Consider the following 14,812-nt stretch of genomic DNA (forward strand, 5'->3'; position numbering starts at 1 on the left):
TTCATTCCTGACAAGAAAATGGGCGCGGTCACCGTAGGTAGCCGCGCCCTTTGAGGTTGGGGAGGACTGGGAAATTACATCCGGTAGGTCACGCCGAAGGTGAAGGTGCGACCAATGCGGGTTTCGAACAGCGTGTCCTGACGCTGGCTGTCGATATAGAGGCGGTTCTGCTCGTCGGTCAGATTCTGCGCCTCGACGATGATCTTCAGGCGATCGGTGACATTATAGCTGGCCGACGCATCCATGTAGAAGGTCTTGGCATTGCCCTGAAGGTCGCTGCCCGGCGAGGCCGGAATGCCGCGGATGAACTTGTCGCGGAAGTTGCCGGTGGTGCGGATCGAGAATTTGTCATCCTCATAATAGAGCGTGCCCGACGCGGTGTTGGGCGACAGGCCGACCAGGTCCGCCGTGGTCGTCACGGTCGGCACGCCGTTCACGCTGGCGAGGATATAGTCGATCTTCGACGTGACGTGGGTGTAGTTCGCCAGCACGCCGAAATTGCTGAAGAAGCCGTCGAGGAAGGTGAAGGGAATCTGGGCATTGAGCTCGATCCCCTTGAGCTTGCCGCCCGGCGTGTTGAACGGCTGCGACACGGTGAACAGCTCATCCGGCAAGGTGTTGCTGTTTTCCAACAGGGCGTTGGGCAAGCCGAGCTGGTTGAACGGGATCTGGCTGTTCACATTCTGGATGAAGCTCTTGATGTCCTTGTAGAAGAAGGCAGCCGAGAGCAGCGAACCGGGGCGGAAATACCATTCGACCGCGACGTCGAAGGTGTTGGCGCGAATCGGGTCGAGGAACGGGTTGTTGACATTACCGACGCGGGTGACCGGATTGACGCCGCTGGTCGGGGTCAGCAGGCCGAGTTCTGGACGGGCCATGACCTTGGCACCAGAGAAGCGGACCAGAACATTCTCGACCGGTTCGACGACGATGTTCGCCGAGGGCAGCCAGTCGTCATAGCTGTTGCTGGCGGCCGCGAACTGGCCGGTCAGACCCGTCGGCGAACTGGCCTGCGCCACGGCGATGTAACCCGACGACAGCATGTCAGTCTTGACGTAGCGCACGCCGACGTCACCGCGAATGCCGAAGCCGATCGCATCGCTGAGATCGAAATTGGCCATGAGATAGCTGCTCATGACCTCTTCGCGCACGCGGCTGCGGCCGCCGCCACATTCGACGCCGCAATAGCGGACATCGTCGAAGCCGAAGGTGTCGGCCCATTTCTCGGGATCGATCGCCGCCCAGCTGGACGGGGCGCCATGGCCCCACAGCTTGTCGACGCCGGTGATGGTGGTGGTGATATCGGCCAGCGTCGTGCCGGCCGGCAGCGCCCGCACCACGGTATCGGCATTATAGGGACGCAGGAAGGTCGACAGGAAATTGCTGCGCCGATATTGCGCGCCGCCCTTGATCGAGAAGGCGTCGCTGACCGTCCATTTGAGGTTGATGTCGGCGGTCATATTGTCGGTGGTGTTCTTCGACGGCTTGCCCTGATAGCTGAAGCCGCCCAGCACGGTGCCATCGGCGCGGCCCGGCGCATAGTTGAAGCTGGCGGGGTCATTGACGTCGATGCCGAAGCCCAAGGTTGGGGTGGTGCCGCCCTTGCTGTAGTCGATCGAGAAACCATCGGTGTCGATCGCGTCCATGAAGGTCTGGAGACGCTTCTTGCCGTCCCAGATGGAGCGGTTGAAGCCGACGATGCCGCTCAGTTCCAGACTGTCGTTGAGGCGACGGCGGAAGTTGAGGTTGGCCTGCTTGAAGGTCGAGACGAAATGATCGACCAGCCCTTCGGAACGGACGTCGACGCCGTCGAACACGCCCTGGACCAGCGAGCCATTCTCGTCGAACTCGATATCGCGCACGGAGGTCATCGGCTGGCCGTTATTGGCGGCCGAGCGGGCGAAGGAGATGGCAGCGATATAATTGTCGCGCCGGGTCACCTCGAACCGCGAATAGAGCATGTCGAGCGAGATGTCGGTGTCGTCGTCGGGGTTGAACTGCAGGGTCAGCGACCCGCCGATCCGTTCCTGATTCTGTTCCGAATTGAGGTAGCGCGGAATGCGCGGCAGGAAGGCGCCGCTGCCCGGCGTATTGGGCAGGTCGTCGCGACGCAGATCATAGATGGCCTGATAGGCGGCACTGGTGCTGGTGCGCGGATTGCCGGTCGAGCAATTGAGCGCATCGGCGCCCTTGGCAGCATTGTCGGCCGGGTTCTGCGGCGCGAAGCCGACCGGCGAGCAGAAACCGCCATTGGTATTGGCCGACAGGATGTCCACGGCCGAATAGCCGACTTCGCGGATGTGCCGCTTCTGATAGGCGACCGAGCCGAGGATGCCGAAGCCGCTGTCGCCGAACTTCTTCGATACCAGCAGCGAGGCACGCGGATCGACCTCCTTCGACAGCTCGTTATAGACGCCGCGCGCGGTCATCGAGAGGACGAAATCCTCCTTCTGTTCCATCGGCTTGGGCGCGCTCAGATCGACCGTCGCGCCGAGCGAGCCTTCCTCGACATCGGCCGAGGGGGTCTTGCGCACCGACAGGGCCGAGAAGATTTCGGTCGGGAAGACGTTGAAGTCGAAGCTGCGGCCATTATTGCCGGCGCCGTAAATGTCCGACGAACCGGTCTGCGACGTGCCTTCCATGCCGTTGATGCGGGTGCGGGTGAAGGCCGGGCCAAGGCCGCGGACCGAGATGTTGCGGCCTTCGCCGCCGTCGCCGCGCTGGAGCGCGATGCCCGGCACGCGCTGCATCGATTCGGCAAGGTTGGAGTCGGGGAACTTGCCGATATCTTCGGCGACGATCGAGTCGATCGCGGCGGCTTCCTGCCGCTTCATGCTGAGCGCGCTGTTGAGCGAGGCGCGGAAGCCGGTGACGACGATGTCGGCATTTTCCTGGTCGGGCTGCGCCTGCGGCGCCTGGTCCTGCGCAAAGGCCGGCGCGCCCGCCATCATGGCGACGGCCAGCGCGATCACCGACGAACGGCGCGCGGACGCAATACGGCTGTAATGCTCGATCATGACTTCCTCCCCAATGTGCCGGCCCTCGCCGGCATTCCCACTATGTGAAATTTTGTGTCACACTATATTATATTTCACGACATTTCCATAAAAATCATAATATGACCGCAAGTTCCACGATGTGGATCACGAAGGCGCTGATCGCATTGGATGCTGGGAGGGATTGACCGGAATTTTTTCCCTATATATGGATCATGCTATCAATTTATGAGACCGATCCCATCGTGATCGCGACCGGATTCCTGCTTCCGCCTCTGCACGGGCGGTTTTCTTGGGGGAGCGCGTCTTGGCGCGCTCCCCTATTTGTCTCGCTCAGGATGTTTGCGTCATGCCGCTCAGCACCAGCCTTGCCCTGATCCTGATGGCAGGATCCTCCATCGCGGCGCCGCAATCCTTCGACCTGTCGTCGGGCAGTGCCACACGGCAGACGCCCTATCAGGCTGGCGGCCATGGCATGGAGCCGGGCAGCACGGACGGCGATTTCCTGTTTTCGGTGGCGGTGCCCGACGGCACCTATCGGGTGACGCTGAAGCTGGGCGACCGCAAGGCAGCCGGCGAAACCACGGTGAAGGCCGAAGCGCGGCGGCTGATGCTACGCAATGTCGCGACCAAGAAGGGGCAGTTGGTCGAACGGCAGTTCCTGGTCAATGTCCGCAGCCCTGCCCTGCCGCCGCCGCCCGCCAATGCACCGGGCGGAACGGCCGTGCGGATCACTGCGGGCGATGCGCGCGAATATACGTGGGACGACCGGCTGACGCTGGAATTTCTGGGCAAGCCGCAGGTCGCTTCGGTGACGATCGAGCCGGTGAGCGCGCCCACGATTTTCCTCGCTGGCGATTCGACCGTGACCGATCAGGCGGCCGAACCGGCGGCGAGCTGGGGCCAGATGCTCCCCGTAATGCTGGACGGCAGCATCGCGGTCGCCAACCATGCCAAGTCGGGCGCAACGCTCAAATCCTTCCTCACCGACCTGCGCTTCGACAAGCTGCTGTCGGCGGTGAAGCCGGGTGACTGGCTGTTCATCCAGTTCGGCCATAATGACCAGAAGCAGGAATGGCCGCAAACCTATGCCGATGCGGCCACTACCTACCCCGCCTATCTACGCGCCTATATCGCCGAGGTGCGGCGGCGCGGCGCCCATGCGGCGCTGGTGACGTCGCCGGAACGGCGCAATTTCGACGAGAGCGGCCATATCAAGGATACGCTGGGCAGCTATGCCGATGCGGTGCGCAAGCTGGCGGCCGAGGAACGGGTGCCGCTGATCGACCTGAATGCCGACAGCCGTGCCATCTACGAAGCGCTGGGGCCGCAGGTCGCACCCACCGCCTTCAATGATGGCGGCAAGGACAAGACCCATCATAATAATTATGGCGCCTGGCTGCTGGCGAGCGCGGTGGCCGAGCGGATCAGGACGCAGATTCCCGAACTGGCGCCGCATATCGTCGCCGCACCCTTTATGCCGGCCCAACCGCCGAGCGCCCCGCAGGTGGCGATCGTGCCGAGCCGGGCGCATAGCGATGTGCGTCCGGCAGGTAACTGAGCCATGTTGCGGATGAGCCGGCGTGAGATGAGCCTGGGCCTTGCCGCTAGTGCGCTGCTGACGCCCGGCACCGCCTTCCCCTTTGCCGGTCATGCGGCGCGGCGGTTCGACGTGCGCGATCATGGTGCGCGGGGCGACGGCATCGCGATCGACAGCGATGCGATCAATGCGGCGATCCTGGCCGCATCGCAGGCAGGTGGCGGCACGGTGCTGCTGCCGCGGGGCCGCTATCTCTGCTTCTCGATCCGGCTGAAAAGCCATGTCACCCTGGTCATCGGCGAAGGCGCGGTGATCGAGGCGGCCGATCCGGCGCGCCATGCCGGCCGCTATGATTTGCCCGAGACAGGGATCGACCAGCTCTATCAGGATTTTGGTCATAGCCATTGGCACAACAGCCTGATCTGGGGCGAGGATCTGGTCGAGGTCGCGATTCTTGGTCCCGGCATGATCCATGGCCTGGGCCTGACCCGCGACGGACCGGGCGCGCGCTGGAAGAAGCAGGCGGGCGAACGGCCGCTGTCGATGCGCGGCTTGAGCGACGCGCAGATTGCCGAGCTGGAGCCCGATGCCGCCAGGATGAACGGCCTGGGCAACAAGGCGATCGCGCTGAAGAATGGCCGCAACATTCATCTGAGCGGCTTTTCGATCCTGAAAGGCGGGCATTTCGCGATCATCGCGACCGGCACGCAGCAATTGCGCATCGACAATCTGGCGATCGACACCGAGCGCGACGGCATAGACCTGGACTGCGTGCGCGACGTGCTGGTGGAACGCTGCCGGGTCAATTCGCCCAATGATGACGGCATCGTCGTCAAGAGCAGCTATGCGCTGGGCCGGGCGATCGCATCGGAGAATATCCTGATCCGCGACTGCGACGTGTCCGGTTATGACATGGGATCGATGCTGGACGGCACGAAGCGCACCAGCCAGCAGATCGCGCCTGACCAGGACCGGGTCACCGGCCGGATCAAGCTCGGCACCGAGAGCAATGGCGGATATCGCAATATCCGGATCGAGGATTGCCGCTTCACCCGTTGCCGCGGGCTGGCGCTGGAGACGGTCGATGGCGGGGTGATGGAGAATATCGTCGCGCGGCGGCTGACCATGCGCGAGGTGACGACCGCGCCGATCTTCCTGCGCATCGGCGATCGGCGGCGCGGGCCGGATGGCACCGGTATCGGCGCGATCAGCGGCGTGGAGATCAGCGAAGTGGATGCACGCGGGATCGACCACAGATTTGCCGCGAGCATTGCCGGCCTGCCGGACCATCCGGTGCGCGACGTGACGCTGCGCGACGTACATCTGGTCTATCAGGGCGGCGGCACCGCGCAGGATGCGGCGCGCAGGCCCGCCGAACTGGCCGATGCCTATCCCGAACCCAGCATGTTCGGCGTGCTGCCAAGCTGGGCGCTTTGGGCGCGCCATGCCGAGCGGCTGACGATCGAGCGCTTTACGGCCGAAACGGCGACGCCCGACGCGCGGCCGCCCGCGCTGTTCGACGATGTGGCGGGCCTGACGATCCGCAACAGCCCGATCCTGGCGCGCTGAAACGGACATCGTCCCACCCATTCTTAGCATTTGACGAACATGTGGGACGATGTTACCCAAATATCGGTTTCGAGTTCCATAATATGGTTCACAGGGGAGAGCCGATGTCCGTCCACGCCTTCAAGATGCAGCTCAAGCCCGGCGTGGTCGCGGAATATCGCAAGCGCCATGACGAGATCTGGCCCGAATTGTCGGCGCTGCTGACCGAGTCGGGCATATATGACTATTCGATCTTCCTGGACGAAGAGACGTTGAGCCTGTTCGCGGTGCTGAAGCTGCGCGAGGACAACAGCCGCGACAGCCTGCCCGACCATCCGATCATGAAGCGCTGGTGGGATTATATGGCGCCGCTGATGGAAGTGCAGCCGAGCAACCAGCCCAAGGAATGGCCGCTGTCGCTGCTGTTCCACATGGATTGAGTGCAGGAACAGGCTGACACCCATGCGTAGCTTCATCGCCGCCCTCGCCCTTGGCACCATGCTGGCCACGCCCGTCCTGGCGCAGCAGGCCAAGCCGACCGCCAACCTCTCCGCGCCGGTCAAGACGTTTGGCCGCGTATCCTATGATGCGCGATCGCTGATGATCGACGGCAAGCGGATGGTGATCTGGTCGTCGGAATTCCATCATTTCCGCCTGCCCTCGCCCGATCTGTGGCGCGACATCCTCCAGAAGATGAAGGCGAGCGGCTTCAACAGCGTCGCCGTCTATTTCGACTGGGGTTTCCACAGCCCGAAAAAGGGCGTGTATGATTTCAGCGGTATTCGCGACATCGACCGGCTGCTGACCATGGCGGAAGAGGAAGGCCTCTACGTCATCACCCGCGCCGGTCCCTATGTGAATGCGGAGCTGTCGCGCGGCGGCTTTCCCGGCTGGCTGGTCAACCAGCGCGCCCGCGCCCGCACCGATGATCCCGACTATATGGCGGCGGCCGACGAATGGCTGACAAAGGTCAACGCGATCATCGCCAAGCACCAGATCAACACTGATCCGAGCCGCAAATATGGCGTGATCCTGCACCAGATCGAGAATGAGCTGGCGATGACCACGCCGGCCCAGCGGCGCTACATGGATCATCTCTATGCCAAGGCGCGCGCCGACGGCATCACCGTGCCGCTGTTCCACAATGACCAGGGCCGCAACGGCTATTGGGCGCCCGAGAGCAGCAAGGTGGAGAAGGTCGTCCATGGCCCGAACGACATGTATGCGTTCGACGGCTATCCCGGTGGCACCTGTACCGTGGATGGCAAGCCGACGCGTGGGTCGGCCGCACCCGACTGGGGCTATTATGGTCCGGGCGGCGCCAAGGGCGGCGCCTCCGCTTCGCCCGACACGCCCGGCTTCCTGGCCGAATTCGGCGGCGGCTGGTTCGACTATTGGGGATCGAACGGCGGCTATGAGTGCAACGCGATCCAGCGGGGCAAGCGGTTCCAGCGCGTCTTCTATGGCACGAACCTGGCCAATGGCATCGGCATCCAGAGCTTCTACATGGGCTATGGTGGCACCAGCTGGGGCTGGCTGCCCGCGCCGGTAGTGTTCAGCAGCTATGATTATGGCTCCGCCATTTCCGAGCCGCGCGAGATTCGCGAAAAGGCGCTGGAGATGAAGCAGTTGGGCGGCCTGATCGCCTCCGTCCCCGACATGGCCGGCATGATCCCGGCCGGGACGCCGGAGATCAGCTCGCCCAATATCCAGGTCTATCACAACAAGAGCCCGGAAACGGACGCGCGCTTCCTGATGGTGACGCACAAGCCGTCCAACGGGCAGACGAGCGACGCTTTCAGCTTCACCGCCGACCTGCCCGATGGCCGCTATACCGTGCCGATGCAGCTTAATGGCTTCGACGCCAAATGGCTGGTCGCGGGCGTCACGCTGGGCGGGCAGCGGCTGGTCTATTCCAGTTCCGAACTGCAATCGGCGCAGCAGATCGACGGCAACGACCTGATCCTGCTCTATGGCCGCGCCGGCGAGCCGGGCGAGACGGTGCTGCGCTATGCATCCGCACCCAAGGTGACGGTGGTTGAGGGGCAGGCGAACAGCGCGTTCGATGCCGCCAAGGGCGACCTGAAGCTGGATTACAATCATCAGGGCCGCGCCGTGGTGCGGATCGAGGGGGGCGGGCGTCCGCCGCTGACCCTGATCCTGGCCGACGAGGCAGAGGGTGCGCGTTACTGGCGCGAGAAGGGCATGCTGGTGCGCGGGCCGGCGCTGGTGCGCAGCACTGTCGCCAAGGGCGGTGCGCTGGCGCTGACCGGTGACACAAGTGCGGCCAGCCCGCTCGAAATCTGGGCGCCCAAGGCGGTCCGCTCGGTTAGCTGGAACGGCGCGAAGGTGACGACGAAGGCGACAGCCATCGGCAGCATCGCCGCGGTCCAGCCGCTTGCCGGCCCGGCCGATGTCGCGCTGCCGGCGCTCAACGACTGGCGCATGGCGCAGGGTTCGCCCGAAGCGCAGCCCGGTTTCGACGACAGCCGCTGGCAGACGATCGACAACCGATCCTATGCCAGCACCACCGCCAAGCCCGACGGCCAGCCCAATATGCTGATGGACGCCTATGGCTTCCATGACGGCGATGTCTGGTATCGCGGCCGCTTCACCGGGTCGCCCGATGCCAAGGCGCTGTCGCTTTATTATGGCGCTGGCGGTTCGGGACTGGTGCAGGCCTGGGTCGACGGCAAGTTCCTGGGCGAAGGCGAAACGCCGGGCGGCCTGCCGCGGCCGATCACCACCGGCACGGCACGCTTCGCCCTGCCGGCGGAGGCGCAGGCGGCGGGCGAGCATGTCCTCTCCGTCATGGTCCGCAACAATGGCCATAATTGGGATCTGGACAGCGACGACTTCCACAAGGAGGCGCGCGGCCTGGTGTCCGCATCGCTGGAGGGCGGCCCGAGCGGACGCAGCTTCGCGGTGCCAATCAACTGGAAGATCCAGGGCAAGCAGGGCGGCGAGGATCTGCCCGATGTCGCCCGTGGCCCCGCGAACAATGGCGGCCTTTATGGCGAGCGGATGGGCTGGCACCTGCCAGGCTTCAACGATGCCGGCTGGGCCAAGGCCAGCATGCCCGCGACCCAGGCGGCGGCCGGGACGAGCTGGTATCGCACCAGCTTTGCCCTCAACGTCCCCAAGGGGCAGGACGCGACCATTGGCCTCAGCTTCGGCGACGCCAGCAAGCCGCGTTCGCCGGTCCGGTACCGTGTGCTGGTCTTCGTCAATGGCTGGAACATGGGGCAGTTCATCGCCCATGTCGGGCCGCAGCGGACCTTCCCCATTCCCGAAGGCATCCTGAACCACAGGGGCCAGAACCATGTCGCGCTGGCCGTCACATCCGACGGTCAGCCAGGCGATGCGCTCGAAGCCGTGCGCCTCGTCACCCTACGCAATGTGAAAGGCGGTCTGCCGGTGCAGATGGTGACCGCGCCAAACGCACCTTCAGACCTCAAGGAGACCAAGTAAGTGGCCGCTCTCACCCATGATGTACCGCGCCAGCAGGTCGTCGAATCCATCGACCGGCTGATGGACAATCTCGTCAATATCAAGGACGAGACAGGCGAATTCCTGCTCCATCTGGAAGATGGCCGCATCATCGACACCAAGGGCTGGGCCGGATGGGAATGGACCCATGGCGTCGGCCTGTTCGGCATGTGGCGCTATTTTGAACAGACCGGCGACAAGAAGGCGCTGGGCATCATCAAGCAGTGGTTCGAGGATCGCTTTGCCGAAGGCACGCCGACCAAGAATATCAACACGATGGCCCCGTTCATCACGCTGGCCTATCTGTATGAATATGAGCCCGATCCGCGCTACATCCCCTATCTGGACGTCTGGGCCGAATGGCTGATGGCGGCCGATGGCCTGCCCAAGACCGAGGAAGGCGGGTTCCAGCACATCGTCTATAATGACGTCAATCCCGGCGAGATGTGGGACGACACGCTGATGATGTCGGTGCTGCCGCTGGCCAAGATCGGCCTGTTGCTCGATCGCCCGGCCTATGTCGAGGAAGCCAAGCGCCAGTTCCTGGTCCATATCAAATATCTCTATGATACGAAGACCGGCCTGTGGTTCCACGGCTGGGACTTCAACGGTCGCCACAATTTCGCCGAAGCGCTGTGGGCGCGCGGCAATTGCTGGGTGACTATCGCCATCCCCGAGATCATCGAGATCCTGGACCTGAAGGACGGCGACTTCTTCCGCACCTTCCTGATCGACACGCTGGCCGCCCAGGTGAAGACGCTGGCCGAGACGCAGGACGCCGAAACCGGCCTGTGGCACACGCTGATCGTCGATCCGACCAGCTATCTGGAAGCATCGGCCACCGCCGGCTTTGCCTATGGCATATTGAAGGCCGTGCGGAAGGGCTATCTGCCGCGCCATTATGAAGAGGTCGGCATCAAGGCGGTGCGCGGCGTGCTGGCGAATATCGACGAGACCGGCGAGCTGCAGCAGGTGAGCTTCGGCACCGCGATGGGCGACACGATGCAATTCTACAAGGACATCGCGCTCACCTCCATGCCCTATGGCCAGAGCCTGGCCATGTGTGCGCTCGGCGAGTTCCTGCGCACCTATATCTGAGTCACGGGAAACGGGGATCGAGGGGTAAATGGAAGGACCGTTCGATCGCCGTTTCCTGCTGAAAGGTGCCGCCGGCATATCCATGCTGGCGGCACTGCCCGCCTTTGGCCGCGCCCTGCCGCAGGGCATAGCGAATGTCCGCGATTTCGGCGCGAAGGGCGATGGTGGCCATATCGACAGCCCCGCGATCGACCGGGCGATCGCCTTTGCCGCGGAGCGCGGCGGCGGCACCGTCTATGTCCCGCCCGGCCGCTATGCCTGCTATACCATACACCTGAAGAGCAACATCACCCTGTGGCTGGACCGGGGCGCCACCCTGCTGGCCGCATCAGTGCCGCTGACGGGCCTCGCCAGCGGCGGCTATGACGCGGCCGAGCCGCAGGATCCTGCAATCGCCCCCTATCAGGATTATGGCCATAATCACTGGCGCAACAGCCTGATCCATGGCGAAGGGCTGCATGATATCGCGATCTGCGGCGACGGGCTGATCTGGGGCAAGGGGCTGAGCCGGGGCCATCCCGACACGGATCGGCCGGCCGCCGAACTGCCCGGCGTCGGCAACAAGGCGATCGCGCTCAAAAACTGCCGCAATGTCGCGCTGCGCGATTTTTCGATCCTCGAGGGCGGGCATTTCGCGCTGCTGGCCACCGGGGTCGACAATCTGCTGATCGACAACCTCACCGTCGACACCAACCGCGACGGGTTCGACATCGACTGCTGCCGCAATGTGCGGGTCAGCAACTGCACGCTCAACACCCCCTATGACGACGCGATCGTGCCCAAGTCCAGCTATGCGCTGGGCTATCCGCGCGCGACCGAGAATGTGACCATCACCAACTGCCATGTCAGCGGATCCTATGTCGTCGGCACGCTGCTGGACGGGACGTTCCGGCCGCTGGCGCGCAATCGCGACACCTGGCTGCTGGGCCGGATCAAGTGCGGCACCGAAAGCAATGGCGGGTTCAAGAACATCACGATCAGCAATTGCGTGTTCGACCAATGCTGGGGGCTGGCGCTGGAAACGGTGGACGGCGCGGTGATGGAGGATGTGACGATCAGCAACATCGCCATGCGCGGCTGTCACAGCCCGGCTTTGTTCCTGCGGCTGGGCCGGCGGATGCGCGGGCCGGCCGGCGCGGCGGTGGGATCGATGCGGCGGGTGCTGATAGACAATGTCACCTGCCAGAGCGGGTCGATGCTGCCGTCGATCATCGCGGGGGTGGCCGGTCATCCGGTCGAGGACGTCCAAATCAGCAATATCTTCATCGACCAGCCGGGCGGCGGTGACGCGGCGATGGCCGCGATCGACCCACCGGCGAAGGAAGAGGATTATCCCGATCCCGACCGGTTCGGCCCCCTGCCGGCAAGTGGCTTCTTCATCCGTCATGCCCGCAATGTGGACCTGAGCCATGTCGAGGTGCGGACGCGGGCGGCGGACGCGCGGCCGGCCTTCTGGCTGAAACATGTCGAGGGATTTGACGGGTCCTATCTGAAGATGCCGGGCAGCGCGGATGCCTTCCGGCTGGAGCATGTGACCGGCTTTCGCAGCAGCGCGATCCGCGATTTGCCGGACCGGCGGATCGACACGGTCGGCATGGTGCGTTTCTGATGCGCTGGTGGCTGGCGCTGCTGCTGCTCGGCGCGACGCCGGCGCAGGCGGCGGACTGGGTGCGATCGGTGGCGCAGCGGGGGGATTTCCCGCTGGTGGCGCAGGGACAGGCGGCGCGGATCGTCACCGATCCGGCCGACAACGCCGTGGTGCAAATCGCCGCCGAGGATCTGAAGCAGGATATTGGCCGGGTCACCGGGGCGGCCGAGGGCGGACAGGCGCAAGTCTGGATCGGCACGCTGGGGCATAATGCAGCGATCGACCGACTGGTGGCGAACCGGCGGATCGATGTCGCGAAGCTGAAAGGCGCGTGGGAGAGCTTCCTGATCCTGCCGGTCGAGCGGCCGGCACCCGGCGTGGCGCGCGCGCTGCTGATCATCGGCAGCGACCGGCGCGGCACCGCCTATGGCGCCTATGAACTGTCGCGCGCGATCGGCGTGTCGCCCTGGCACTGGTGGGCGGACGTGACGCCGCTGCATCGCGATGCGCTCTATGTCGCGAAGGATGCCCGGCGGTTCGGGCCGCCTTCTGTCAAATATCGCGGCATTTTCCTGAATGACGAGGATTGGGGGTTGGTGCCCTGGGCAGCGGGCCGTCATGCGCCGGACGAGAAGCCGCTGGGGCCGAAAACTTATGCACAGGTTTTCGAGCTGCTGCTGCGGCTGAAGGCCAATCTGCTGTGGCCGGCGATGCACAAGGTGACGACGCCCTTCAATGCCAACCCGGCCAATGCGGCGATGGCCGATCGCTATGCCATCATCATGGGGTCGAGCCATGCCGAGCCGATGCTGCGCAACAATGTCGGCGAATGGACCGCGCCGGCCGAGGATTTCGATTATCTGAAGAACCCCGACGGGGTACGGTGCTATTGGGATGCGCGGGTGCGCAGCAATGCCCGTTATGAGAGCATCTGGACGCTGGGGATGCGCGGCATCCATGACAGCGGCATGGTCGGGCCCAAGACGGTCGAGGAACGGCGCGCCACGCTGGAGGCCATCTTTGCCGACCAGCGGGCGATGCTGGCCAGGGCGGGCGCGGCCGACGCCCCGCAGGTCTTCACCCCCTATAAGGAAGTGCTGGACGTCTATCGCGCCGGCCTCAAGGTGCCGGACGATGTGACGCTGATGTGGCCGGACGATAATTTCGGCTATATCCGCCACTTCCCGGATGCCGCCGAGCGGGCGCGCAAGGGTGGGTCGGGCGTCTATTATCACCTCTCCTATCTGGGTGCGCCGCTCTCCTACCTATGGTTATCCACAACCCCGCCGGCGCTGATCCGCGAGGAGATGGGTCGCGCCTGGGATGCCGGCGCGCGGCAGGTCTAGGTCGCCAATGTCGGCGATTTGAAGCCGGCGGAGCTGGCCACCGACTATTTTCTGAGCCTTGCCTGGGCTGTGGATAAGGTGCGGGCAAAGCCTGTGGATAAGTTTGTGGAAGACTGGGCGACGGAGAATGTCGATGCCGCGCAGGCACCCGCCATTGCGGGGATTTTGCGCGATTATCATCGGCTGAATTTCGCCCGGCGGCCCGAGCATCTGCAGTGGAACCTGCCTGTGGATAAGTATCGGCAAAGCCCGCTGACGATCGACGAGGCGGATGCACGGCTGGCGGCGTTCGCGGCGATGGAGGCGGCGACGGCGAAAGTGGAGCCAACGATCCCGGCCGAGCGGCGCGACGCCTTCTACGAATTGCTGGCCTATCCGGTGCGGGCATCGGCGGCGGCCAACCGGCGCTTCTTCGCGGCCGAAGCGCATGACCGGCTGCGTGACAGCGACCTGGCCGAGGCGACGCGGCGAGGCAGGATCGCGCATGAAGCGGACAGCGAAATTGACAGGTTGACGACCTATTACAACCGCGAACTGGCGGGCGGAAAATGGCACGGAATCATGGCGGTGGAGCCGGCGGACGGGCAATGGCGCAGCTATCGCCTGACGCCGGTGATCCTGCCGCCGGTCGATGCGCTGGCGCCGCCGGCCGGGCCGGCGACGGCGCAGCCAGCCGCCCCTGCCCTGCCGCTGCTGACGCCGGACCGATTCGCCGGATGGACGCGCGTGGAGGGGCTGGGCCGCCATGGCGCGATGCTGGCGCCAAGTGAGAAGGCGGGGACGAGCCGCGCGACGATCGACCTGCCGCCGGGTGAGTGGACCGCGCTTGTGGATATCTTGCCGACCTATGCCGACCGGGATGGCGATGCGCTGCGCCTGACCGTCGGCATTGATGGCGTGACGCAGGCGCTGGAGAGTCGGCGCGAGACCGGCAGTCGCGACTGGGCGATGGGGGTGCTGGACAATCGGGCGACCATGACGTTAACGCAACGACTGAGCGGCGGGCGCCATGTCGTGACGCTGGAGCGCGCCGATCCCGGCGTGCTGATCGAGGCAATCCGCTTCGTGCCGGCAACCGCAGAAAAGGCCGATCGCGGCTTGCATTAGTCTCATATCGTGTGATAGCCGTTCACTATGTGGCATATATCTCATATGCCCGCGCGCGTCAGAACAAGAGCCCAAGCGCCGATCATTGCCCTAGGCGGAG

7 protein-coding genes and 1 pseudogene are annotated in these 14,812 nt (G+C 64.4%); 7 read left to right on the forward strand and 1 reads right to left on the reverse strand.

Going from position 1 to position 14,812, the window contains the following annotated elements:
- Positions 1–74: 74 nt before the first annotated feature.
- Complete coding sequence (locus tag AC13EK_RS14815; protein ID WP_069338804.1) at positions 75–3,017, reverse strand: TonB-dependent receptor; 2,943 nt, start codon at positions 3,015–3,017, stop codon at positions 75–77.
- 328 nt (positions 3,018–3,345) lie between these two features.
- On the opposite strand from AC13EK_RS14815, the gene AC13EK_RS14820 reads away from it, so the two are divergent.
- The 7 genes and pseudogenes from AC13EK_RS14820 (at position 3,346) to AC13EK_RS14850 (ending at position 14,712) form a co-directional block, all read left to right on the forward strand.
- Positions 3,346–4,557, forward strand: a complete 1,212-nt coding sequence (locus AC13EK_RS14820) for a rhamnogalacturonan acetylesterase (RefSeq protein ID WP_069338803.1) — start codon at positions 3,346–3,348, stop codon at positions 4,555–4,557.
- 12 nt (positions 4,558–4,569) lie between these two features.
- The gene (locus AC13EK_RS14825) at positions 4,570–6,105 is read left to right on the forward strand and encodes a rhamnogalacturonidase (protein ID WP_069338802.1); all 1,536 of its coding nucleotides are present in this window, start codon (positions 4,570–4,572) and stop codon (positions 6,103–6,105) included.
- A gap of 104 nt (positions 6,106–6,209) precedes the next feature.
- The gene (locus AC13EK_RS14830) at positions 6,210–6,524 is read left to right on the forward strand and encodes an L-rhamnose mutarotase (RefSeq protein WP_069338801.1); all 315 of its coding nucleotides are present in this window, start codon (positions 6,210–6,212) and stop codon (positions 6,522–6,524) included.
- A 22-nt stretch (positions 6,525–6,546) separates the two neighbouring features.
- Positions 6,547–9,555, forward strand: coding sequence for a glycoside hydrolase family 35 protein (locus tag AC13EK_RS14835; protein ID WP_069338800.1), 3,009 nt, complete (start codon positions 6,547–6,549; stop codon positions 9,553–9,555).
- Complete coding sequence (gene bglB / locus AC13EK_RS14840; protein WP_069338799.1) at positions 9,556–10,671, forward strand: beta-galactosidase BglB; 1,116 nt, start codon at positions 9,556–9,558, stop codon at positions 10,669–10,671.
- Between the two features lie 28 nt (positions 10,672–10,699).
- Positions 10,700–12,280: a rhamnogalacturonidase gene (locus tag AC13EK_RS14845; protein WP_069338798.1), complete on the forward strand. Its 1,581-nt coding sequence runs from the start codon at positions 10,700–10,702 to the stop codon at positions 12,278–12,280.
- Positions 12,280–14,712 (forward strand): annotated as a pseudogene (locus AC13EK_RS14850) (glycosyl hydrolase 115 family protein). The gene AC13EK_RS14845 and the pseudogene AC13EK_RS14850 overlap by 1 nt, the downstream one beginning before the upstream one ends.
- The last annotated feature ends 100 nt before the right edge of the window (positions 14,713–14,812 follow it).

It is taken from the genome of Sphingobium sp. L-44, from assembly GCF_056859495.1.

What these genes read in the sequence shown, in the direction of transcription:
- AC13EK_RS14815 (WP_069338804.1), bottom strand. Translation starts at nt 3,017, where the DNA reads ATGATCGAGCATTACAGCCGTATTGCGTCCGCGCGCCGTTCGTCGGTG.
- AC13EK_RS14820 (WP_069338803.1), top strand. Translation starts at nt 3,346, where the DNA reads ATGCCGCTCAGCACCAGCCTTGCCCTGATCCTGATGGCAGGATCCTCC.
- AC13EK_RS14825 (WP_069338802.1), top strand. Translation starts at nt 4,570, where the DNA reads ATGAGCCGGCGTGAGATGAGCCTGGGCCTTGCCGCTAGTGCGCTGCTG.
- AC13EK_RS14830 (WP_069338801.1), top strand. Translation starts at nt 6,210, where the DNA reads ATGTCCGTCCACGCCTTCAAGATGCAGCTCAAGCCCGGCGTGGTCGCG.
- AC13EK_RS14835 (WP_069338800.1), top strand. Translation starts at nt 6,547, where the DNA reads ATGCGTAGCTTCATCGCCGCCCTCGCCCTTGGCACCATGCTGGCCACG.
- AC13EK_RS14845 (WP_069338798.1), top strand. Translation starts at nt 10,700, where the DNA reads ATGGAAGGACCGTTCGATCGCCGTTTCCTGCTGAAAGGTGCCGCCGGC.